Source organism: Nostoc sp. UHCC 0302, from assembly GCF_038096175.1.
In the GTDB taxonomy this organism is placed as follows: domain Bacteria; phylum Cyanobacteriota; class Cyanobacteriia; order Cyanobacteriales; family Nostocaceae; genus UHCC-0302.
Genome location: NZ_CP151099.1, coordinates 4,183,627 through 4,207,445, shown reverse-complemented (window position 1 = coordinate 4,207,445; position 23,819 = coordinate 4,183,627). Strand labels below are relative to the sequence as shown.

Annotated in this window: 23 protein-coding genes; 12 read left to right on the top strand and 11 right to left on the bottom strand. The window is 40.7% G+C overall.

Features of this window, described 5'->3' with window-relative positions:
- Positions 1–116: 116 nt before the first annotated feature.
- Positions 117–242, bottom strand: a complete 126-nt coding sequence (locus WKK05_RS18210) for a hypothetical protein (protein ID WP_341524519.1) — start codon at positions 240–242, stop codon at positions 117–119.
- Between the two features lie 74 nt (positions 243–316).
- Between WKK05_RS18210 and WKK05_RS18205 the strand changes: the two genes are divergently transcribed.
- The 4 genes from WKK05_RS18205 (at position 317) to WKK05_RS18190 (ending at position 3,482) form a co-directional block, all read left to right on the top strand.
- Positions 317–985, top strand: a complete 669-nt coding sequence (locus tag WKK05_RS18205; RefSeq protein ID WP_341524518.1) for a HEAT repeat domain-containing protein — start codon at positions 317–319, stop codon at positions 983–985.
- Positions 986–1,125: 140 nt separating this feature from the next.
- Positions 1,126–1,878, top strand: coding sequence for an SGNH/GDSL hydrolase family protein (locus tag WKK05_RS18200; protein WP_341524517.1), 753 nt, complete (start codon positions 1,126–1,128; stop codon positions 1,876–1,878).
- A 115-nt stretch (positions 1,879–1,993) separates the two neighbouring features.
- Positions 1,994–2,584 (top strand): flavodoxin family protein, encoded by a 591-nt coding sequence (locus WKK05_RS18195; RefSeq protein ID WP_341524516.1) that lies wholly within the window; start codon positions 1,994–1,996, stop codon positions 2,582–2,584.
- 730 nt (positions 2,585–3,314) lie between these two features.
- A complete protein-coding gene (locus WKK05_RS18190; RefSeq protein WP_341524515.1) occupies positions 3,315–3,482 on the top strand; it encodes a hypothetical protein in 168 nt (55 codons plus the stop codon).
- A gap of 1,485 nt (positions 3,483–4,967) precedes the next feature.
- Here WKK05_RS18190 and WKK05_RS18185 read toward each other — a convergent pair.
- From WKK05_RS18185 to WKK05_RS18175, 3 genes are all read right to left on the bottom strand, one after another.
- Entirely contained in the window at positions 4,968–5,990 is a 1,023-nt protein-coding gene (locus WKK05_RS18185; protein WP_341531118.1) for a spore photoproduct lyase family protein, read from the bottom strand.
- A 149-nt stretch (positions 5,991–6,139) separates the two neighbouring features.
- Entirely contained in the window at positions 6,140–6,496 is a 357-nt protein-coding gene (locus WKK05_RS18180) for a hypothetical protein (RefSeq protein ID WP_341531117.1), read from the bottom strand.
- A gap of 293 nt (positions 6,497–6,789) precedes the next feature.
- Complete coding sequence (locus WKK05_RS18175; protein WP_341524514.1) at positions 6,790–6,972, bottom strand: hypothetical protein; 183 nt, start codon at positions 6,970–6,972, stop codon at positions 6,790–6,792.
- Between the two features lie 463 nt (positions 6,973–7,435).
- On the opposite strand from WKK05_RS18175, the gene WKK05_RS18170 reads away from it, so the two are divergent.
- The 6 genes from WKK05_RS18170 to WKK05_RS18145 all read left to right on the top strand — a co-directional run bounded on the left by WKK05_RS18170 (position 7,436) and on the right by WKK05_RS18145 (position 13,060).
- Positions 7,436–7,882, top strand: coding sequence for a hypothetical protein (locus tag WKK05_RS18170; protein ID WP_341531116.1), 447 nt, complete (start codon positions 7,436–7,438; stop codon positions 7,880–7,882).
- A gap of 65 nt (positions 7,883–7,947) precedes the next feature.
- The gene (locus tag WKK05_RS18165; protein WP_341531115.1) at positions 7,948–8,919 is read left to right on the top strand and encodes an SDR family NAD(P)-dependent oxidoreductase; all 972 of its coding nucleotides are present in this window, start codon (positions 7,948–7,950) and stop codon (positions 8,917–8,919) included.
- 33 nt (positions 8,920–8,952) lie between these two features.
- Entirely contained in the window at positions 8,953–9,243 is a 291-nt protein-coding gene (locus WKK05_RS18160; protein ID WP_341524513.1) for a glutaredoxin family protein, read from the top strand.
- Between the two features lie 53 nt (positions 9,244–9,296).
- Positions 9,297–10,784, top strand: coding sequence for a UDP-N-acetylmuramoyl-L-alanyl-D-glutamate--2,6-diaminopimelate ligase (locus WKK05_RS18155; RefSeq protein WP_341524512.1), 1,488 nt, complete (start codon positions 9,297–9,299; stop codon positions 10,782–10,784).
- 156 nt (positions 10,785–10,940) lie between these two features.
- Positions 10,941–11,318, top strand: coding sequence for a hypothetical protein (locus WKK05_RS18150; protein WP_341524511.1), 378 nt, complete (start codon positions 10,941–10,943; stop codon positions 11,316–11,318).
- Between the two features lie 221 nt (positions 11,319–11,539).
- On the top strand, positions 11,540–13,060 hold the full coding sequence (locus WKK05_RS18145) for a DICT sensory domain-containing protein (RefSeq protein WP_341524510.1): 1,521 nt from the start codon (positions 11,540–11,542) through the stop codon (positions 13,058–13,060).
- Between the two features lie 249 nt (positions 13,061–13,309).
- Here the strand turns inward: WKK05_RS18145 and WKK05_RS18140 are convergent, their stop codons facing one another.
- Both WKK05_RS18140 and WKK05_RS18135 read right to left on the bottom strand, forming a co-directional pair.
- Entirely contained in the window at positions 13,310–14,851 is a 1,542-nt protein-coding gene (locus tag WKK05_RS18140) for a HAMP domain-containing sensor histidine kinase (RefSeq protein ID WP_341530976.1), read from the bottom strand.
- A gap of 166 nt (positions 14,852–15,017) precedes the next feature.
- Complete coding sequence (locus tag WKK05_RS18135; protein ID WP_341530975.1) at positions 15,018–15,239, bottom strand: hypothetical protein; 222 nt, start codon at positions 15,237–15,239, stop codon at positions 15,018–15,020.
- 675 nt (positions 15,240–15,914) lie between these two features.
- On the opposite strand from WKK05_RS18135, the gene cobJ reads away from it, so the two are divergent.
- Together cobJ and WKK05_RS18125 are read left to right on the top strand one after the other, a co-directional pair.
- Positions 15,915–17,654, top strand: a complete 1,740-nt coding sequence (gene cobJ / locus WKK05_RS18130) for a precorrin-3B C(17)-methyltransferase (RefSeq protein WP_341530974.1) — start codon at positions 15,915–15,917, stop codon at positions 17,652–17,654.
- A 1,439-nt stretch (positions 17,655–19,093) separates the two neighbouring features.
- Positions 19,094–19,444: a hypothetical protein gene (locus WKK05_RS18125; RefSeq protein ID WP_341530973.1), complete on the top strand. Its 351-nt coding sequence runs from the start codon at positions 19,094–19,096 to the stop codon at positions 19,442–19,444.
- A gap of 183 nt (positions 19,445–19,627) precedes the next feature.
- Here WKK05_RS18125 and WKK05_RS18120 read toward each other — a convergent pair whose 3' ends face one another.
- From WKK05_RS18120 to WKK05_RS18100, 5 genes are all read right to left on the bottom strand, one after another.
- A complete protein-coding gene (locus tag WKK05_RS18120; protein WP_341530972.1) occupies positions 19,628–20,176 on the bottom strand; it encodes a pentapeptide repeat-containing protein in 549 nt (182 codons plus the stop codon).
- A gap of 292 nt (positions 20,177–20,468) precedes the next feature.
- Positions 20,469–22,685: an AAA family ATPase gene (locus WKK05_RS18115; protein WP_341530971.1), complete on the bottom strand. Its 2,217-nt coding sequence runs from the start codon at positions 22,683–22,685 to the stop codon at positions 20,469–20,471.
- A 104-nt stretch (positions 22,686–22,789) separates the two neighbouring features.
- Positions 22,790–23,041, bottom strand: a complete 252-nt coding sequence (locus WKK05_RS18110; protein ID WP_341530970.1) for a hypothetical protein — start codon at positions 23,039–23,041, stop codon at positions 22,790–22,792.
- A gap of 403 nt (positions 23,042–23,444) precedes the next feature.
- Complete coding sequence (locus WKK05_RS18105) at positions 23,445–23,591, bottom strand: hypothetical protein (RefSeq protein WP_341530969.1); 147 nt, start codon at positions 23,589–23,591, stop codon at positions 23,445–23,447.
- Complete coding sequence (locus WKK05_RS18100) at positions 23,575–23,790, bottom strand: hypothetical protein (RefSeq protein ID WP_341530968.1); 216 nt, start codon at positions 23,788–23,790, stop codon at positions 23,575–23,577. The genes WKK05_RS18105 and WKK05_RS18100 overlap by 17 nt, the downstream gene beginning before the upstream one ends.
- Positions 23,791–23,819: the final 29 nt, after the last annotated feature.

Here is a 23,819-nt window from a genome sequence, read left to right as displayed (position 1 = left end):
CTAAGTAGATAATATGAGAATGTGAATTATCCTGTAAATGCTTATAATCACCTTCTGTTAGTAATACTAATCACAACTAACTGAACGCTTGAATACTCGCGAGGTGGCAATAGTTGTTACATATCTAAATGAATGGCAAAATTACCGAGATGAACGCTAGTTCCAGGTTCATAGCTTGCACATACTACCCTTGTAATAACGGAGACGCTTGGCTTGGCGATCGCTAGAACGTCACTGGACACAGATATTGATATGTAATTCACTTTTAGAAAATTGGTATCATACTCTAGAATTTAATATCAACTTGGCTAGCTAAATGAATCAAAAGCGAATCGAGCAGATTGAGTTGAACCTACGCGCCAAAGCCTTGAATCAGCGCAAAGCCGCCTTAGATGAACTGGCAAACTTTCCTTCAGAGATAGCTATTCCCATACTTCAAAAGCTAGCCAATGAAAAAGATGTTGCACTTTGTCGTCTTGCGGTGATGGGTTTAGGTAACCACCGAACTGAAACTTCATTTCAGGCTTTGGAACAAATTTTGGAACATGAACAAGATGGGAATGTGCTAGCGGAAGCGGCAAACTCTCTTTTTGATTTTGGAGATGTGGCAGTTCCCTTGCTGCAAAAACTGTTTGAGCGTTCTGAAAACTGGTTAGTTAGGCAGACAGTAATTTCTCTCTTGATAGAGACTAAACATTATGACGTTTTATTTGCTATTGCAGTAGAGTCTCTTAAGGATGAGACACAAACAGTTATAGAAGCAGGGATCTTCGCCCTTGGTCAATTGTTGAAATCTTCTTTTAAGAATGAAGCTCTGCTACTATTAACAGAACTTGCACAAGATTCATACTGGCGAAACCGATGGCAAACAGCGATCGCTCTACATGGCTGTCAAGATACGCAAGCCAAAGAGTTAATCGCCAAACTCCAGCAAGATGAACATTATCAGGTAGTAGCAGCAGCTTTAGAAAGTGCATCAATTTAAACAGTGCTGAGTTCCAAGTCTTGACCTTTTCTCCCCTACTTCCCCACTCCTGACTTCTACTCATCAGTTATGCTGCAAAAATCTCAGGAGCAATGACAAACAAAAGCATAGTATATTGGCTGATATTAATCCTCTTTTTAATGAGTGCCTACATAGGAATGACAACTGGTAGACAGGTTGCAGCAGATTTCCACAAAGGATCTGAGCAATCAATCAGAGTTTTATTTATTGGTAATAGCTATACCTATGTGAATAATCTTCCTTGGTTGATCCAACAGTTGGCTGCTTCAGTAAGAGAAAATAGAAAGTTGGAAACTGAAATGGTCGCTGTAGGTGGAGCGACACTCAAAAACCATTGGGAACGCGGTGAAGCACTCAGGTTGCTGAAAGCCAAACGATGGGACTATGTAGTACTACAAGAGCAGAGTACGTTACCAATTAGCAACCCAAAGGAGATGTACAAATATGCTCGTCTTTTTGATGCTCAAATCAAGCGAGTTAATTCACAAACAGTTTTCTATTTGACTTGGGCTAAACAAAATCGACCGGAAACACAACAAATATTGACCGATTCATACACGGGAATTGCTAGAGAATTGAAAGCCAAAGTTGCACCTGTCGGAATTGCTTGGCAAAAAATTCAAGAAGCAAATCCGAAGTTACAACTTTATTATTCAGATCAAAGCCACCCTAGCCCGATTGGTTCATATGTAGGAGGATGCGTATTTTACACAATATTTTATGGTAAGAGTCCGGTTGGATTGAGCCGTCGTGTATACAGCAATCAATTTAACACTCCAGAAGAGAGTGAGACAATTGAGTTGGAAAGTTTAAGTGAAAAAGACGCTGAAACGATTCAAAGTTTGGTTTGGTACGTTGTTACCAACCAGTAGAGTCAGAACTGCGGCAGTTTCAGCCCAAAATAAAATTTATACTTTACTTTAAGACCAAGTAGTCCCTATGATATTGTTCGATCGCTTAAAGTCAAAAAATTGACCAAAGTTTTCTATGTCCACCATTGCAATTATCTACTTTTCTGGTGCTGGTCATACTCATCTGTTAGCTGAGGCTATTGCCGAAGGTGCAAACCAAGCTGAAAACACCACTGTTGAATTGCTGCGGATTACTGGCGAGCAGATCACAAATGGTCGCTGGAAAAATGACGCAATTATAGAAAAGCTCAATCAGGCAGATGCGATTGTATTTGGCTCACCAACCTATATGGGTGGTATATCAGCCCAATTCAAGGCATTTATTGACGCAACAAGCGAAATTTGGTTCAAGCACGGATGGAAAGATAAAATCGCTGCGGCTTTTACGCACTCTAGCTCCCCTAGTGGCGACAAGCAAGGGACACTGCTATATTTAGCGACGAACGCAGCTCAGCACGGAATGATTTGGGTGAATGTAGGAGACTTGCAAAGCTTTTTGTTTGGAAAGGATGATGGGATAAATCGATTAGGTGGATTTCTGGGTGTAATGGGGCAAAGCCCTCTCGATCTCAGCGGTGAGGAAGCATTGCTTCACCCAGGCGATCGCCTAACAGCAGAACGCTTTGGATACCGCATTGCTGAGGCGACAAACCGTTGGATTAAATAGATTTTGACATTTATTATTGGTGCATAAACTATCGCCAGTAACTGCTGTGATTGCTCCAAAAACAGAGGCGATCGCTTCTGGAAAATTTCCAAACTCTAATTTATAAATCAGCAAAAGCTCCTATTAACTAGACATAATTCCTGGTATTTTCTCTTAATAAAGTTAAGCTAACACCAATTCAAAACTCTTTGCAATAAATGAATTAGCTGTAGTATTCTGTCAAGTTTTATTTGATAGGTTCGGAGTATACGCTGTTTTCGCTAAAACACCAACTATAGACAGCGTATACTCCTCAATTTTTCAGTGGCAGAGTATTAGAGGCGTAGAGACTTCCGCTTTTAGTGGATATCTGTATCAGGTATTTCAGAAAAAATATAAAGATTATTCGTATAAAGTTTCCAATTAAATAGATAATAAATCTACTAATTTTGACAATTGATATTTAGACTCAAAACTCATAATTATGTCTTTTATGTTTTAGGAATTAGGGCATTTTTAAATATAAAATGTGAACTTGGTCAGGTAAAACAGCCCTAAGATTGTAAATTCATTCTTAGGGTTTCATTTAGGCAAAAGCTTAGTTGTTTCTACAGAGTGCTACTACTAATTTTTTATGACGACTGCTGAGTGTAGCGATATGGCAGATAGATACAGATGCTGTCTGGCTGTGCTTAATTATTTATTTCTCGTTGAATCAATAACTATTTTCGTATAAAAATTGTGAGGATGAATGATGATTAATTTTTATTCTCCTGCTTTCTTTGTATTGCTCTTAACATTGCTATTATTGGCAATTACTCAAATAAGTGCTGCTTTGGATGAAGTAAATGTTGAGCGCTTTTATATTTGGACAAGTATTGCTTTTATTATTGCTGGTTTACCAATGATATTACGGTAGTAATGACTAAATTAGTACTATTTCCTCACTTTCTAATGGCTTAACTCATTTGACGAAGAATTCATAAGCCAGAATCAATTAGTGGCAGATTAAAATCTGCCACTGTCTCACAAAGTTCTGAGCCGAGGCTTTCTCGTCTCAGACGCTAGTCGCCTGGCTCGACTTTGCGCTGATTGTTCGCCCTTGGGGTTTCTCTTTAAGAGAAGACGACTAATACCATTTCACTTTAAGAATGATACAAATACTTTGGTAGGGACACGGCATTGCCGTGTCCCTACGAGAAATATAGATGTATTAAGATTTTCGTAAATTGGTATAAAGCCTTTGCCTTGGTCTCCCAAGGAGAAGATTTAACAGGGGATTAAAACCTATTTTTTCATGTATTAGTCGTATAGAATTCATACTGAATATTATTACAATGTGACTTTTTTCCGCCTGAGCATCTTGAATGACTTAGTATGCTTTGATAAAAAACTAGTAACTGTCCTCTTGCAACTCATGGAGTCTTTATTATTATTAGTTGTTATAGAGCAATTAAATTTTCCCACTGCAACACCAAGATTTGCTCTAAATGTAAATTCTTTTTCCGATGCTTCGACTGGATAAACTCCTATATTTACATTGTTACTATTAACAGAGACACTCAATTTATCTTTTTTTCTCGTAATTATCCATTTTACTTTGCCACTTTCAGAAGCCCACGTACCAACTAATGAATTTGTCTCAGTGCAAGCAGTAAGGGTGACTAGCAGAAAAATAAACAGTATGAGCCTATTCGTATATGAATAAAATTTTTTGGTAAATTTATAATTAAGTAAATACATTTTTCCCTAAAATTGCTATTTAAAAGTTTTAAATCCTCTAAAGTAAAATAGTTAGAAGTTAGTAATTGATTGATATAAAAAATAGATTTTTATATATTATAACTAAATTTTATATAAAAATAACAATTCTTAATTACATATAAAAATACAAAAAGCTAAAAAGTTGATAGGTGTATAATTATTTATTTATCATTACTCAATTTGTATTACTATACAACTCTGGTGGGAAATTTTATCTTAACGATTCATTCCCAAGGTAGTTAACATACTAAAAATCTACAAATATTGCTTACCCATTTCCTAAAGTCTTGGAACTACTTTTGATAAATATTTTTAATAATAGTTATTTTATAAAATACAGTTAATTGATGAATTAGACTAGGCTTTTACAGCAAAATTACACTTTTTTTACAAAGTTAACAGATACATATCACATTAATATCCAAAAATATATAATTTGTTTGTTTAAAGCTTCTCTGTAAAACCCTTCTCAGGATAAGGGCTTTACAGAGCCGATTAGATCGCCGAAGCCTATTGTTGTGCTGTTTCTACCAGCGTTCCAAGGTCTCTGCAATTCAAAATACAAAAAAATGGATTCTTAATTTTGAATTGCCTGAAGAGTTGGATAGGTTTTATTTAACTAGAAATTGCTGTAGCGCGTTTAAGTCCAGTACAAAATCTTGGCAGAGGGAAAGCGACGTTGAATTTCCACTTCAAAAAAGTGCTTTGCTATCTTCATCATGTCAGCATGATAAACATACTTTGTTCCACCAAACTTATTTCGCTTGACACTGCGTTTTGCCTCATCCATATCTAATTTCGATTGGGGATACCAAGTCTGCAATACCTCTTTTGACCCTGGTGTGAAGCGGTGCGAGATCAGTTCAAAAGTGAGGTCACAATTCATATCCAGCACTTCGCTAATCTGGTCTAGTAATTGAGTGTAATGCATTTGCCAATCATCCATAAGCATAATTGGCGCGATGACTAGACCTACTGGATACCCGCCACCTCCACTTTCGCGTGGTAATGCCAAGCGCCGCAAAGCCATGAGTCGAGACGTTACCGATGCTGTACCTCCCTCAAAGCGACCAGAAACAGGCGCAGCGTTAACACTCATTCTCATGCGTGTATGACCATTATGGGGTAAGTCAAGTAGCTTATCTACAGCATCAAATTTGGAAACTACACGCAGATATGCATCGTTACGAGTGCCAAAGTAGCGGATGCACTCTGCGAGGCTACCTGTAAGATGCTCAATTCCTAGAGGGTCAGTATAACAGCTAATTTCAAACGTCTTTGGCACTCCTGGTTGTTCGTAAGCTGCCAAGTTAGCCAAGATTTGCGGTAAGTTAGCAAAAGTACGGATGACTGGCGGCCCCGACAAACTACCTGCTAAATAGCAGTATTGACAATGAGCGGGACAGCCTTCTGCAATGTGAAATTGCCAGTCAGCCGAGGGAGGAATGGGACTAAGTTTAAAAGAACTGGGTGGTGCAGTGACAACAGCCAGAGTACGCTTAGCAATATTATAAGTGTCGCGATCGCTCTCGCCGCGTAAACCAGTTACGCGGTTTCCAGATAACTCTTCGACAGGTAGGTTAAAAGACTGTACTCGCTCAAGTATCTGCTGAGCATAAGGCTCTTGCAAAGCAGCTTTTGTGAATACAACACGTTCTGGCATCCACAAACGAGGTTGACGAACAACTTGATTTGATAAAACTTCGTTGTCTGCAATTGACTGCATCAAAAATTGTTCTCCGTGTTAATCTTACTGATGGTTCACGGTCAAATAGGGCAACTTTGGGATTTAAGAAAAGCGAATTATCTCGATTAATTCTCTAAAACTTCACGGATACGCCGCTCCAATCTTTCAAGATCAAGACCACCTTCGTCACGGCTAATACGACGCACAGTCAAATTAACATTGTTTAAGTCTGTCAATAAATCTTGAAGAATTTCTTGCTGTTGACGTGCTTGGGTAACTTCACGTGGTTCTTGCACCAAGTCACGCACAATGGTATCTTCCGCCCGTGAAGCAACTATAGGGTCGTCTTGCCCTTGTACGTGAACAAAAGTTCGTCGTCCTGGGCCGCGTTCTTCATCAATTGGTATTACTGCTGTTACCTGATCTGAGCGCACGTATTTTCCGAATCCCAGATGAACTAAAACTGATGACTGAATTTTCATTATGAAGGGATGTTCATTTAGTGACATACTTCTATTTTAAACGTCAGCTAAATGACTTAGAGTCTATAAAGAGAACGGGTTCTACCCATCTCAATAGTAGTATTTCCCCGTTGACAATCGAGTTTAAAAACAGGTTTAACTGTATCAATAAACCATATTTAATGAGAATTAGCCTGGATATGTGCAAAATATAGTCAAGAGTCAAGAGTCAAAAGTCAGACTTTTAACTCTTGACTCTTGACTATTACTTCTCTACGGAGAGCTGAAATGCCAACAGAGGCAAGAATTCAATTTTAAGCAGTTGTGTCTTCGCGTTCTATCTGCTGCCGAATTGTATCAACAGCAGCATTAATGCCAGCTAGCTTTGACTCTAAATCATCTCGCATCCAAGTCAAGAATTTTAATTTACGTTCTAAATGAGCTTTGTGCGAAATAGGTTCGGCACCATAACAGGAATTACCCCAAAAAGGAAACATAGTTTACCTCTGGATTTAAATAGATAAAAGTGGAGCATATTGCACTACTAAATTATATTCTGGCTAAAAAAATTAAGACGTGTAGTGTAATTACCGACCTAAATCTTGCGTGTTTTGCCAACTCTAACAAGAATTATTTCCGTTCTTAAAATCGTCAATGAAATCAGGGTTTACGCAAAATATCTCTCTAACTCGGAAATTTGTGATTGCGACTGGATTGTTAATGCATCACTTGATTATGCCAAAACATGACTTGGTTATGCCAAAACATGACTCGGTTATGCCAAAACATAACTTGGTTATGCCAAAACATGACTCGGTTATGCCAAAACATGACTCGGTTATGCTAAAACATGACTTGGTTATGCTATTAAACTTCTTGCTGGCTTGGTTTATTAACAAACAGTCATTGTATGCTACACGTTGGTGTTTAAAATAAGTCCAAGTTATGAGGATAAACCCCATACTTTTATTACTCAGCGGAATAGTTGTTAACTTTGGGCTGTCGTCAATGTTAGCTCAAGCACAACAGCAAGTTTCTGATGCCCAAGTTGCGGGGATGGTAGAAGCATTGCGACGGGCTGCACCACAAACAGGCTCAGCCAATGATGGACTTTATAGTGATTGGCAAGTTAAACCAGAAACGCTCAAAGGCTGGTCTAAATATTGTCTCAAGCAAGAACTAACGCCAACGCAATTTGAAAATAGCTCCAAGACGGCACGCCAAGTTATATCTTGCATCATGCGCCGTGAGTTAAACAAACAATTTGCTGCCACAAACAATAATGAAACTGCGGCTGTGCGTGGTGTAGCTTGTTGGTGGATGACTGGCAACTATACAGGCTGCAACAGCGGCTTTACTGCTGCCTATGTTCAAAAAGTTGTCAGCTTTTACCGACAGCAGCGTTAGTGAAGAGGGCAGGAGAGAGTGGGAGAGTAGGGGATAAGAAGAATAACTAATGACAAATGACCAATATGAAATACCTTGAAGGTAAAGTGACATTGGTCACAGGCGCTACACGGGGCATTGGTAAAGGAATTGCTGTTGGCCTTGGTGAAGCAGGCGCGATTGTGTACATTACTGGTCGCAGGCTGGAAAAGTCTGACTCTAGTGATGATATCTCAGGCAGCCTTAGTGAAACCAAGTCAGCTGTTGAGGAAGCTGGTGGTATATGCATTCCTGTTCAAGTAGACCACAGCGATGACGAACAGGTGCGTTTGCTGTTTGAACGCATCCAAGATGAGCAAGATGGACGCCTTGACTTACTAGTAAATAATGTTTTCTCAGGTGTTCAGGCAATAAAAAACAGTTATGGGCAACCCTTTTGGGATTGTGAACCAAGTCTTTGGGATGCTAGCAATAATGTTGGGCTGCGTAGCCACTATGTTGCAAGTATTTTTGCTGCCCGGATGATGGTTAAGCGTCACCAGGGATTAATTTGCACTATTTCCTCATGGGGCGGGATGTCATATATTTTTAATACAGCATACGGTGCTGGAAAAGCAGCGTGCGATCGCTTGGCTGCTGATATGGCTGTTGAGTTAAACCCACATAATATTGCTTCTGTCTCAATTTGGCCGGGTATTGTTGGCACTGAGCATATTTCCCGTATGGCATCTGAAATGCAAGAAAATGCGACTGACCCGCTAAACTCAATAATGAGTGAGCGTTACAACTGGGAAACTCCTTTGTTAACAGGACGGGTAATTGCTAAGCTTGCCTCAGATCCAAATGTGATGAATCGTACAGGGCGCGTGCAAGTTGTTGCGGAAGTAGCTAAGGAATATGGAGTTGTAGATCAAGATGGGAATCTTCCGGCATCGCTACGCTCTTTGCGTTTTGTGTTACCTATTGGATTGCCAATACTGAGACAATACTCGTGGCTTGTGCCTGATATTAAAGTGCCGTGGATATTTCTGAAGGCATTCAGCTCACCTAAAATTTGAAAGGTGATGAGTATTTTACTAAGTTGACAGCAAATGCAATTAATTTTATACAGTAAACCTGGATGCCATCTGTGTGAGGGTTTGCAAGAAAAGTTAGAACAAATCAAAAATCTCAGCTTTGAGTTAGAAATTCGAGATATTACGACTCGTGATGATTGGTTTCTAGCGTATCAGTATGAAGTACCGGTTTTGTATTTATCAAACCGCAGAGGCGCAGAGGACGCAGAGGAAAAAGAAATGAGTGAGAAACCTTTACCGCGTCCTTCTCCGCGTGCTAGTGTGCAGCAATTAGAGCAAATGTTGCGGAAGTATTTATCCATTTAGAAAAAAAATAATGCAGAATAAGCGCAAGGAAAATGTGTGACGAGGTTCACAAGATGAAATTGCGGGAATTACTTGCAGCAGTCGATAGTGTTGAACAATTGCCTAACGATTCTACGTTGGAGAATACAGAAATTAAGGGTTTGAAGACGAATTCTCATGCTTGTAGTGCAGGAGATTTGTTTATTGGAATGCCAGGAACACGGGTAGATGGTGGAGAATTTTGGCCAAGTGCGATCGCATCTGGTGCTGTAGCGGCGATCGTTTCTGCGGAAGCGGCGCAAAAAAATCCTCCCTCGGCTGAAGCTGTTGTGATCAGCGCCAGCAATATGACGAAAGCTTGCGCCCAAATAGCCAGTGTTTTTTATGGTTATCCAGGGCAAAAACTCAAATTGGTGGGTGTGACTGGTACTAATGGTAAAACTACAACTACTCACCTGATTGAATTTCTGCTTGACAAAGCCAAGTTATCAACGGCTTTGATGGGAACTCTCTACACTCGTTGGCCTGGTTTTGAACAAACTGCTGTTCACACTACGCCGTTTGCTGTGGAACTGCAACAGCAGCTAGCCGAAGCGGTGAATGCTGGTTGTGAGTACGGGGTGATGGAAGTTAGTTCTCATGCTTTAGCGCAAGGTAGAGTTTTGGGTTGTCAGTTTGAAGTGGGGGTATTTAGCAATCTCACCCAAGATCATCTCGACTATCACAGCGATATGGAAGATTATTTCGCTGCCAAAGCTTTATTGTTTAGTCCTGATTATCTCAAGGGACGAGCAATAATTAACGTTGATGACCAGTATGGGAAACGATTAATTGCGTCGTTGAATTCTGAACAAGTTTGGAGTTACAGTGTCAACGACAACAGTGCTGATTTGTGGATGAGTGATTTAAGTTATCAGCCTAATGGTGTCAGCGGGACGTTGCATACACCAAAGGGTGATGTAGCTTTTCGTTCACCTTTGGTTGGTCAATATAATCTAGAAAATCTCTTAGCAGCAGTAGGTGCAGTTTTACATTTAGGACTAGATTTACAATCGGTGGCATCTGTAATACCTGAGTTTCCTGGTGTTCCTGGACGCATGGAAAGAGTGCAAATTAGCCCTGAGCAAGATATTAGCGTAATTGTGGATTATGCCCACACACCTGATAGCTTAGAGAATTTATTGAAAGCAGCGCGTCCGTTTATACCAGGAAAAATGATTTGTGTATTTGGCTGTGGAGGCGATCGCGATCGGACTAAGCGCCCAAAAATGGGTAAAATCGCCGCCGATTTAGCTGACATAGCGGTGGTAACATCTGATAATCCCCGTACAGAAGACCCAGAAAGGATTTTGCAAGATATTTTGGCAGGAATTCCCGAAACAGTAAAACCAATAGTCAATAGCGATCGGGCTACCGCCATTCGTACTGCCATTTTACAAGCTCAATCCGGTGATGGCGTCTTGCTTGCAGGCAAAGGTCACGAAGACTACCAAATTCTCGGTACAGAAAAAATCCATTTTGACGACAGAGAACACGCACGCGACGCTTTGCAAGAAAGATAGGGAATAGGGGAGTGGGAGAGTGGGAGAGTAGGGGAGTGGGAGAACAATATAACTTCTGCCTCCTGCCTTCTGCCTCCTCCTAATTTCAGTGCTTCTACCGTGCCGAAACAGTTTAATTGTGGCTACAAAGATGAAAATCTTATACTTTCAAAACGTATGTATTTTAAAATCAGTGGCATAGTAGGAGCGATCGCTATTTTGTTAAGTGGTACTGCGGCGATCGCCCAAGATGCCCAAAGATACGTCACTGTAGGACATGATAAGGGAGGAAACAGCGTCGCTCTGGATACGCAAACTATTAAAGGTACAACATACAAGCTTTACGGGGTGTATGCAGATGGCATATTCGAGACTACGTTCTCTGCATCATGCGGACAATCACGGCTGTTTCTAAATCGCATTGCCTTTTACAACTCTGGCGGACAATTGCTTGAAGAGGAAAAGAATAATGGAGAAATACCTTTTGTAGCCAGTTCTTCACCCGGAAAAGCCATGCGAATTGTTTGTCAAAAGATTGGTGCGCGTGGGTGGTAAATACTAGCAGGTTTGCTAGTATCATCCGTTGCAGATGCTCCTACTCTTGTTAGTTAACCAAGAAAAGCCTCCCATAGCTTAAACATATCTAAGCGAGGCAATTCATAATTTATATTTTTTCAGTAGTTTTTTTGTAAAAAATGTACAACAAAGGGTGAAAATCGAAGACAGTATTATTTCTTCTTTAATCCTTTTTCGTTATTCCTTGTTGTGCTTAACTCATGAACGTTTCTCTAGCTAAGGATCTGTCTATTTACCAACTGGTTTTAGGGGTACAATCGCCTCCGCAACCATTGTCCCTCAGTCCTGCTACGCTGCTATCACTGGTGAGAGCGCAAATTGATTTACTGATTGAGCAACAGATTGTAGCTACTTTATGGGTGAAGCTACCACCTGAAAAAATTTGGCAATCAGAATTAACGCGTTATCAATCCTTAATAGGTAAATCTAGTCTCATTTACATCTGTCAGATTGAGGAGAGTGATACACAAAAGTCCGAGGGAGGGCTTCTTTCTTCTGGAACTTCAGAGGGCAAAGATAAGGGAGATAAGAGAGATGGGGAAGAAAATACTCCCCCATCTCCCTCATCTTCCTCATCCCATTCATCGCCTCATCATGTGCGTGTTCACATAGCCTCAGATAGTCTTCTACGCCGGGAAAACTTTCTTTTGGTATTATCGCCCCAGTTTTCTAGTTTAATTTTGGCGCATCGACCACTTAAAAAACGTGAAAACCAAAACTCAGGTAAGGCAAAAAATAATAAAACCCAACCATTGCTGATTACGACTACTGTTGAGGGGAGAGTAATTCAACAAGTATTAGATGGTATTCAACAGGCAACCACAGCAGAATCTTACCCAATCGTAACAGCTAACATAGCAGCTAATTTTATTTGTGCGAGTGTGCCTGAACCCATACTCATGAATCAACTGTTGGCAAAACAACTCCAGCGTCAAGATGAAATTAATCGTCAAATTCTCACAGAACGTACTGCTAAATTGCAACAGGAACATCAAAAACTGCTCAACAAAGAGCAGTTGAAGGATGAATACCTGAACAATGTGTGCCAGGAACTACGTACGCCCCTGACACACATGAAGACGGCACTTTCTTTACTGAATTCTCCTAATCTCAAACCACCGCAACGACAACGTTATTTACAAATGCTAAATACGCAGTGCGATCACCAAAATTCCCTGATTAATGGTTTGTTGGATCTGCTGCAACTAGAACGTAGTTTAGAAGAGACAACCCTAGAGCCAGTACGTCTCTCAGATATTGTGCCTGGGGTAGTAAGTACTTACCAACCAGTCGCCCAAGAAAAAGGGATTATGCTAGCCTACACCGTGCCTACGGAACTGCCAGATGTTCAGTGTGTAAATGGTGGGCTAAGGCTAATTGTAATTAATCTGTTACACAACAGTATTAAATTTACCCCTAATGGTGGTAAAGTTTGGGTACTTGCCCGTGTTCATGGTAATTATGTCCAATTAGAATTTCGTGACACAGGTATTGGTATTGCCGAAAGCGAAATCCCCAAAATTTTTGAACGCTTTTATCGTGTGCGTACGGGAGTAACGGAAGATCATGCTGGCGCTGGCTTGGGGTTAACAATTGTGCAGCTGTTACTACGGCGTTGTGCTGGTTCTATTTCCGTAAAAAGTAAGCTGTATGAAGGCTCCAGTTTTATAGTGCAATTACCAAGTGTACCCAACACCCCAGAAGCGATAAGCGAAGCTTAAGCCTTCTCCTTCTCCCAAAGGGAGAGGCTACGCCAATGGAGACGCTAGTGCGTAGCTTGCTTCTCCGTTCGCGATAGCGTCCCGTAGGGAAGGAGTACGGCTATCGCGCCAACACCAGATTTATAAATCTAAGAATTATGAGTTATGAACTCCCAAATCCTGTACAGACGCGTAGACGCTCGAAGAGCGTCTTCTCGTAAGAGTATAATCGCATTTCTTATACAGACACGATTAATCGCGTCTCTACTCCTAACTATTAACCCCGAATTTCTGCTTATTAGTAACCTCTAAGGGCAGGAAAATAGTTAATACTTCGCCATAGTGGGGGCGTTGGCGTACGATTAGTTTGCCACCAATAGCCTGAAACAAATGCTTGGTTGCAGCAATATTCAGACTAATCGTACCCGTTTCTGGTTGAAACATCAGCAGTTGACCAAGAGCCTTGCGAATCGGCGGGGTTGCAGGTGTGGGAATTTTACTTGTGTCTTTGCACTGGAATTGTGGTGATAATTGTAGCTTCAATTGATCGCCAGCCGGGATAACCTGGACTTGAATATGGCTACCAGAAGGTAAGCTACGGGTGAAATTCTCTATTAAACTTGTGAGTACCCGATCCAGCATGGTGGGATTGCTCACAACTGTTGGTAGTTGCTGAGGTAAAACAACATTCAAAGTCAAGTTCCGCCGATTTGCTGCTTGTTCCCAACGCGGAATGCTCTGCTGCAATACTTGATCCAAAGACATCGGCGTGAGTTGAGTTTTTGAAGATTTAACGGAGGCAGTAGTTTCTAGCTCGGCTGCTTTAAACAGCAACTCCATCCGGTCAATTTGTTCTGTACACTCATGATCAATAACTTCTAAACGACTGATGACGTTTGCTGGTAAGTCATGCCGCTTCAATAGTAAGCGCGTCATGGTGCGAATTGTTGTCAAAGGAGTGCGGACTTCGTGAGCAAAGGCTTGGAGCAGTTCCACATCGGGGACTGGAGATTGAGTACTAGGGATTGGGTACTGGGGATTGGGTACTGGGGATTGGGTATTAGGTACTGGGTATTGGGTACTAGGTATTGGGTATTGGGTACTACTGATTCCTCTTGTCTCCTTGTCTCCTTGTCCCCAGTCTCCAGTCCCTTGTCCCCAGTCCCTTGTCCATTCTGGTTCGGTTGATTTCTGAAGTAGCAGCTGGCTAAACTGAATTACAGTATGGTAATCCGGTGCTACTGGATAGTACTTTTGTGCGATCGCATCCAATTCGGCAAAAAATTCTGGATTACTCAGCATGACTCGCGCTCCTAGCGATCGCCACGCCTGCTGCACTACTTCTGGCTCAAAGGAAAATGAAAAGGTTTTTTTACCGTTCCTGCTTTCTGCTAAAACTAGTACTAATCTAAATTTTTCTGTAAAAACTAGGCAAAACTGCTCTGATGCTAGAGGATCGGCAGGTAGTAAAGGCAGCACTGATTCCTGGGGAGCGACTTCATCTGCGATCGCACTCCCAGGTGGCATCTGAAATGGCATCAGTGCTAAAGGATTAAATGGCTTTGCTGTAAAAGTTACCGTTTGCAAACTTTGAGTCAGTTTTGGCTCACTGAATAAAGGTGCTGGTGCAGCTAAAACTAATCCTTGGCTTGCGTCTGTTAAAGTTGTTTCTAAAGTATTTAATAGCAGATGTTCTGTCGCTGCTAGGCTTACACGCCACTGTCGCTCAGCTTGAGCAGGTGAACATTCAGCCACACTTGATTGAGTTTCGGCTAAAATTTCACTTAGACTTGGCAATATCCATTCGTACACAGGTCTTCACCCCTTAATTCAAGAGCGACTAACAGCGTTAAGGTTAGGTATTTCACTACTACTTACGAGGTTATAGGTATTTGAGTACTGCGAACAGTCGTAGAACCGAACAATTCAGGCGCAATTTCCCCTGCTAGGGGTTATTAGTCCAAAGTTCGGACTCTAATTAACTATTAACTAGTTTCTCAGATAACTTATCTGTTGATAGATATATAGCTAACACCTGCGGTAGATGAAACCTGGATAAATACTGGATAAGAATATTAAATTGGCTTGTCGCGTGTACTAATAAATTGGAAATTACCAGAGTTGACAGCGATGGCGCGGAGCGCCCGCCGGAAGCGATCGCCTGAATATATTTTCTTGCATCAGGAGCGATGTCTGACAACTAACTGCTGCACGTCTACGCCATATTTCATTTGCGCAACTCCCTTTTTGCTAATCACTCAGGATTACAAAATGTAAAAACCCCACTCATAATTGAGCAGGGATTTGTAAACTTTCTTTGCTAAAATTTACAGTTTTTATCTTAAAATAAGTTCATGATTGTGATAACGCTAACACTGGTTAACATGATCAAAGCGCCCATAATTATAGACTGGCCTAATGGATTGGAAACTTTTGAATTTTTCATTTAAGTAAAATCCTTTTTATTAAGGTTCTCTTAACCATATCAGCTGTGAGTATAAATATCTATAAAAGCATATCAAAAATTAAAATTGCGTAACTTATCTTAATAAAATCTAGGGTATTTACTCAGTAAACTTCTTACATAAAAATTTTTCTGTATAGCGAAAAAGCGATGACACTTATGTGCGAAGAGAACTCTACACCCTGCGGGTTCCCGCAGGGTGTAGAGTCTTCCTACTTTAGCGTTCGCTTTGCACTTAGCTCCTCGGCTGCGCCCACTGTATATTTGAGCCTAGAATCCCACCACTGTAACGAAGTGAAGCCGTGGGAGTATCTGAATAATTGGTATTACTCTGTATGCATCTGTGGTTTCATGTGAAAGATATCAACTTTTGCAAGATATCTATTAAATATTTAAAGTTCAAAAATTCTTATGATGACGAAAGTTGCACCCGCCGTTGTGGTACTAGGTCAAAATAGTGTGGCATTAGCACGCAAGATGATTAGTGTCTTACCAGGGGCAATACTATACGGTTTGGCGGGTCGCACGTCTGGCGTTGATGTCAGCTTCACGAATTTTGGTGAGACGCTGCGGGAGTTGTTTGCTGAAGGAACGCCGCTAATTGGCATTTGTGCTGCCGGAATTCTGATTAGGACGCTAGCCCCGATGCTCTCTGATAAACGCCAGGAACCGCCAGTAATCGCTGTGGCTGAGGATGGTAGTGCTGTTGTTCCTCTGTTAGGTGGACTCAATGGGGTAAACGATTTGGCACGCCGCATTGCCGAAGCTTTAGATGTCAAACCAGCAATTACGACCACTGGTGATATTCGTTTTCGCACAGCGTTGTTATCGCCTCCTTCTGGCTACCATCTAGCCAACCCAGACGATGCTAAGAAATTTATCTCGGATTTGCTAGCTGGGGAGCAAGTGAAGCTAGAAGGGAAAGCAGCTTGGTTAAGCAATAGTCAATTACCTATTGACCCCAAAGGAAATTTAACTATCCAAGTTACTGAACGATTGGTAAATCCGACAGCCAACTGCCTGATTTATCATCCAGCAACTGTTGCGATCGCCATAACTGACTATACTAGCTGTGCAGATGAAGCGGTGGCTTTAGTGCGTCAGCTACTAGCAGATGCTGAACTTGCCCTTGCATCAGTCGCAGGAATATTTGCTCCCATCACTGCCGCTGCCAATCCGGCAATCCATGCCGTAGCCAGCGCCTTGGGCGTACCTGCTCGCTTTTTCACCCCAAATCAGCTAGAAAGTTTGCTATCGGATGGTTACAGCCCCGTGCAAGCAGCAGCCCTCACCGCTACAGGTACATCTGGTCAACTAATTTTCTTTGCCTCTCCTCAGATAGCGATCGCCATTGCCCCCGAACCAATTGACCCCAGCACCATAGGTCAACCACGTGGACGGTTAGCAGTTATTGGCACGGGGCCGGGTGGGGCGCAGTGGATGTCGCCGGAAGTGAAAGAGATACTCAAAGCAGCAACTGATTTGGTAGGTTACAAAACTTACTTAGATTTAGTTGGATCTCTCGGTGACGGCAAGCAACGGCATGAGTCTGATAATCGGGAAGAAGAAGCACGAGCAAAAATGGCGCTTGATTTAGCAGTAACAGGGCGATATGTAGCGGTAGTTTCCTCTGGCGATCCTGGTATCTATGCAATGGCAACAGCCATTTTTGAGGTATGCGATCGCGATGCCAAACCCGAATGGAACAGCATCGATATTCACATTGCACCTGGGATTTCTGCCATGCAAGCTGCTGCTGCTGCGATCGGCGCTCCCCTTGGACATGATTTTTGTGCGATTTCCCTGTCTGATATCTTGAAGCCTTGGTCAATAATTGAACAAAGAATTGCGGCTGCTGCCCAAGCTGATTTCGTAATTGCCTTTTACAATCCTGTTTCAAAACAGCGCACTTGGCAACTGGTAGAAGCGAGAGATATTTTACTGCAACATAGAACACCAGATACACCAGTAGTCATAGCGAAAAATCTCGGCAGACCAGGACAGACAGTCAAGGTGATCACCCTTGACCAGTTAGTTCCAGCAGTAGCCGATATGCGAACAATTATTCTCGTTGGTTCAACAAAAACTCGGATAATCGATCGCAGCCAAGGGGATGTCTGGGTTTATACGCCACGTCGATATACAGACTAATAGGGATGATAAGCAATTGAGGCTGCTTGTAGTGGAATCCAGAAATCACTAATCCAAAATAAGTAAGTGGTATAAGCCATAGCCTAAATAAAACCCCAGGATTAGAAATTCATTCCTGGGGCTGTTATACCTGACCACACTTATATTTTTAGTTTAAAAATCTTACAAATTCTACTCTTGTAAAGACAAAAATATCTGAGCTTTGTCCTAAAGCATAATTACAAATACTCTTATTTATGTGTTAGTTGGAAACAAGTTAGCTTGTTATCTTAAAAGATATAATTCAAGTATTTATGTCTAGTAAATTAGCTGCAAAGTATTGCTTTTTCATGATTAATAGTAAAAAATAAAAACATCATGTATTAAACATGATTTTGTAGCCGATAAAAGTGACAGAAGCCCTTACGTAAGTCCGCGAAAGCGGACTTTATTTATATAGTGTTTCTTTTATAAACAAAGCACATACTTATCTGTAGTTGCTTTAATTTCGTTATGTAGCTTATACCAATTATGTATAAAGATGCATATAAAAAGGCCCTTCTGTAGTTTTTCTTCCCTTGACAAGTCGAATTATCCCCCTTATAAAGGGGGGAGACAATAAATCTAATTCCCTCCCCTTTCCAAGGGGAGGGTTAGGGCGGGGTAAAAATATATGCAGCTTCACAAAGTAACGGTATTATACCCAATAGTAAGTTGGATAACCGAGAATTTTTGTAGAAACTTTACACTGTAACTTCTCTACGCGGATTAAATTTTCATAAACATTAAATTAACTGTATTAGCTAATACAAATTTCCGAAAATTACGAGAGATTTGTAAAAATTTATATTGTAATATCTAATAGCAAACTGGTATATCTAATTTTAGATTAACTACAAAACTATAAATCCTCAGCCAAAAATAAGATTATCAAATTCTAAAAAATTTGATAATCTTATTATTTAAAGTTTTACGAACAAATAAAATTGCTATAAGAAGTATTATAAAGGACTGAAATGTCTGAGTTTTGTCTCAAAAAATACTATATAATAACTATACGTTGATTTACAATAAATTAGAGTTTAAAAACCTTCTAAAACCGAAAGGAAATGTCTACAAATCTTCAGACGATAATAACGGTAATAAAAGGAAGTTATTAAGTCGTCTATGTTAAATAAGATAATTTCATATATTAGATAAATGTAGAATTTAAAAATTATAAAAAAAGATATAAACAAAGGAATTTTATCTAAATACTTAATTTAATTGAAGAAGAGTGCAAACTTCGAGAGGCGATCGCACCCAGATTCCTGAAAGATTGATTGAAACCTGGAGGTATGAAGGGTTGCTAAAATTAGCCTACGATACCACAGATAGTTGATATTCCTGATGGACTTGACTTTAACTGTAAAATTTAATCGGATAATCTGAGTAATCGATTTTATTTTATAAGGAAACCAATGAATAAATTGATACTGAGTTTGCTTTCTTCTCCTGTACTAATTAGCTCTATTCTTTCTATGGGAGTAATGCTCAATCAAGCTCAAGCGATTGAGCCAGAACCCGATACGACAGACCGTTTATCTTGCATACGCAATAAACATAAAGTGGGATTAGTCTGTGCTAGGGCTTCCGTATTGGCTAAAATTCCTAACTATCAGCCTGAAGTAGAGTTTTCTCAAGAAGATGCCCCCATTTTAGAATTCAATGTTGAAGAAAGCGATATGGCAATTAACTTATTTGGCTGTGACTGCGCTGCTTGTATCAATTCCCTACGTCAAATGCGCGGCGCGACACCTTTAGTGTATTAGGACTTTATAATGATTGTTTTGCAGTCTTTTTCAATCAGTTGAACTACATTACTCCCTGCACACAAGTAGTCTATAAAGTTGAAAATTGCTGTAAAGCAAAATCGACAAACTATTATAGGGGTACAACGGGTGTTGTACCCCTAATACATATAGTATTCAAACAAGAACCACCATCTAAGAAAATTAGCAACTGCCAGCCCAAGTTATCCATTTGTGCGATAAACCTATATGCAAAGTTCTGCTAGTTATCTCCTGTTCAGTGATAATTGCTCCTGTTAAATCTGCACCATCTAGTTCTGCTTCGTCGATGTTGCTACCAATCAAATTTGCATTGTTGAGGTTCGCATCTCTTAAATCTGCGCCACTCATGTCTGCCTCACTGAGATTTGCACCTAACAGGTTTGCTAGAACTAAATTTGCACTACGTAAATCTGCACGGCTCAGGTTGGTTGCTTCCAAGTTAACCTCAATCAGGTCTGCGCCAATTAAATTGACCTCACTTAAGTTTGCACCACTTAAATTAGCTCCATTAAGTTCTGCATCAGTGAGATTTGCTCGACTCAGATTACATCCACTTAAGTTAGCTTGACTGAGGTCTGCACCACTTAAGTCGGCTTCAGTCAAATTTGCACCCCTCAAGTCGCTATGGGTTAAGTTTACCTGATGCAGATTTGTTCCATTAAAATTCCGTTCTCCTGCTGCATATAGATTCCGGAGTTTATTGGCATCCATATTGTCACCTCGCAATGTCAGTAGTTAAGCAAGTTTAGTTGTGAGTTACACACCACTCAAACCACACCAAAGACAATTAGTGAGAAATATTAGCGAGTACTTGTAATTTGATTGTGCAAGATATTTTTGAGTTTAGGAGATTTACTTAATGAAAAGCAAAACCTCATGTGAATTTCTATCTTTTCCTTAAGTTCACAGTCGGCAAATCAATTTATATCCTGAGAAATTGTGCAATTTCTATCTACAATTGCTAAACGTTACCTTGAATATCTTTTAAAAGCAAACCAAGACTTCATCTACTTATCTTTAAAAATGCCACAGTGCTTTCCCAGCTAACGGATTGATTGAGGAAGTAGCGAGTAAATAAATCTTGGAGTGTGTGTATTTCTTCTTGTGTCAGATTTTGAGCAAGACGATCTGCATAACTTGGTCGATTAGTATTAGCAGTAAACAAACGGCTGAGAAAGGAAGAAGATATATGCATTGGCGTCAAATTCCGTTCAATAACCACTTCTACTGTCAGTTCTGCGGAGGCAAGAGCGTTACGCAAATCGTTAACATCCCAGTTAATCATTGGGTCTGATTGATCTGCATAAATAGCTTCTTCCGCTACGACTAATCGCTCATATAATTGAGCATCTAGCTTTTGCTCTTCCAGCAAGCGATAAAATCTTTGGGTATGACGTGGCACTGTCTCTGCTAATACAAGCTTTCCTAAACGTGGCATCAATTTAGCTAAAATTTGAGCAGCGATCGCTTTATCAGGTTCAGATAGTAGGACATTGCGTCCAATAATCAAGTCAAATTGTACATCTGCTGCTTGAGAAGCTAACAGCACAGGTAGTTCAGTAATTGATGCAGTTAAAATTATTGGACGCGTTGGCTCTGGAAGTGCTGCTGCTTGTTCGCGTAAAGCATTGGCGTCAGTGCTAGTGCGGACACAGGCATAAACACCACCTTCCGGAACTTGTCGGACTGCTTCCCAGGTAAGTAAACCAGTTCCGGCATTCAGATCCAGTACTAAGTTATGACGTTGTGGCTGGGCTAAACTGAAAATGCGATCGCGTACTGTTGCTAACTGTGTACTTACCTGAGAAAGTGTGCGTTGCAACCAGCGTTCAGCAGCTCGGTCAGTGGTTCCATAAGTGAGTATTTCCAAGGGAGCAACGCCCATACCTTCTACTAAAGCAGCAAGTTGAGCTTCGCGGCGACGTGACACCTGTGTACTAATTTCTTGTTCTCTACCCTGCGTTGATGGTTGATAAAACACTTGTCCTTGCAGGCTGGCTGGTAAATATTGCTGCGCTACCCAGTGGTCACGATAAGCATGAGGATAAAGGTATCCAGCGCCATGTCCAAAACCTTTTTTGTCACGATTGGCATCTTTCAAGTGCGTGGGAACTTCTGCTTCCTTCTCCTGCTCAACCGCAGCTAAAGCATCGAAAAAACCCATAATGCTATTGGATTTAGGTGCAGTTGCCAAATAAAGTGTAGCTTGGGCTAGGTGATAACGTCCTTCTGGCATCCCTACACGGTCAAAGGCTTCATTACAAGCATTAACAACTACAACAGCATTATTGTCAGCTAGTCCCACATCCTCGCTAGCCAGAATTAACATTCGCCGCAAAATAAAGCGTGGGTCTTCACCGGCATAAACCATTTTTGCTAGCCAGTACAAGGCTGCATCTGGGTCAGAACCTCGTAAGCTTTTGATGAATGCACTGATAGTATCAAAGTGGGCATCACCTTCTTTATCGTATAAAACCGCACGTTGTTGAATAGATTCTTCGGCCACTGCTAGAGTGATTTGAATGACTCCTTGAGCATCGGCTGGCGTTGTTTCCACTGCTAATTCTAGGGCGTTCAGTAATGAACGAGCATCACCATTAGCAATATTAACCAGATGATTTAAAGCTTCATCATCAATTTTGACTTTCAGCTGACCGTAACCTCGTTCCGAGTCAGTTAGTGTTTGCTGAACAATTTTGTATAAATCTTGCTCATTTAATTGCTTAAGTTGAAAAATCCGCGAACGACTGACAAGTGCTTTATTAACTTCAAAATAGGGATTTTCTGTGGTTGCACCAATCAAAATAACTGTACCATTCTCTACCCAAGGCAAGAGCGCATCTTGTTGGGACTTATTAAAACGATGAACTTCATCAATAAACAGCATAGTTCGTTGATTATGAAACTTACGCTGTTGTTGAGCAGTTTCAATTGCCGCTCGAATTTCTTTAACACCTGAGAGTACAGCATTAATGGCAATGAAATGAGCGCGAGTGTGGAGTGCAATCACCCGCGCTAGAGTCGTCTTACCTGTGCCTGGCGGGCCATAGAAAATTAGGGAAGACAGTTGATCCAAACTAATAGCACGACGCAAAAGCCGCCCTGGAGCGATGATATGGTCTTGACCTACAAATTCATCTAATGTTCGAGGGCGCATCCGAGCAGCAAGGGGCGCTTCTTTTTCAATTATTTTCGTCAAATGCTGGTCAAATAAGTCCATTACTTAATACTAGCCGATTATTCTTAGTAACTTGTAATGACAACAAACAACTTCAGCAATAGATTATTAAATACTAAATACTCTAAAGTAGGTTTACTTATTAACTAAACCTCTCTATTAAGTTCTTCTAACCATTTTTTAATTCGCTGTCTTTGCAATTGGCAGACTTTCACGCTTGCTACTTTCAATGCTTGACGAGGAAAGATTTCTCGGAGATCAGTAAGCATATCCGCACAGTTACAAGCTTCTAAACACTCTGCAATATAGGCAATCGAATCTAAACACAACCATTCCGTAGTTGCCTCTAAGTCACAGATGGGAGACTTATTAGATTTGATTGCATCTGGTTGAGACATCTTCTACAAAATCCTCTGACGCTACCATAATCGAATATCTCAGGGCAGTTAGCTGGAGATGAATTAAGAACTTTTAATCATCTAGATGTCTTTTGCTCTATATTTTCTATAGCATAATCGATAGTACGTATGAAATCAGCAATACTGTATTTTATTTGACCATTTTCTCACAAATATAGGTGATGGTAAAAGCAGCGTGTTAAGATTGGCGATCGCTCGTTAAATTGTCGCTATAGCTTGCTTAAATTTGGATGTTTAGTAAGGTTCTGGCCATGACCAAACGACAGATTAAGTAGGTGGACATAAATAAATTATGGCTTGTAGTTTGCCTTTTAGGGAAGACAGCGCAAACTACAAGCCAAAACAATTACGGTAATCCAAAACTGCTGGGAGTCTTAATTTCTTAATTGGAGGGTCGGAACTCAGCTTTGATTTTCTCTGCAATCGAGGTAGCTTCACCGCGAATCCTATCAGGATCAACTGTGAGCATCTCGCGTTTATACATTAAAACTTGCCCATTCACAATTACAGTGTCAACATCTTGAGTCATCTGCAAGACTGCGAAACAGAACCATTGCCGAGTGAGAGTGACCGTTGACAAGACCCGGCATTAGTACCATACCCTCACCTGGTAGTATCTTGTCAGCTTTGTAAGATGCTCTAATCTTTTCTTTCGTGTCTACTGCAACAATTTTGCCGTTCCTAATCGCGACTGCACCATTTTTGATGACAGGTTGTGCCTCGTTCATAGTAACGACGAAATCGCTATGTACAATCA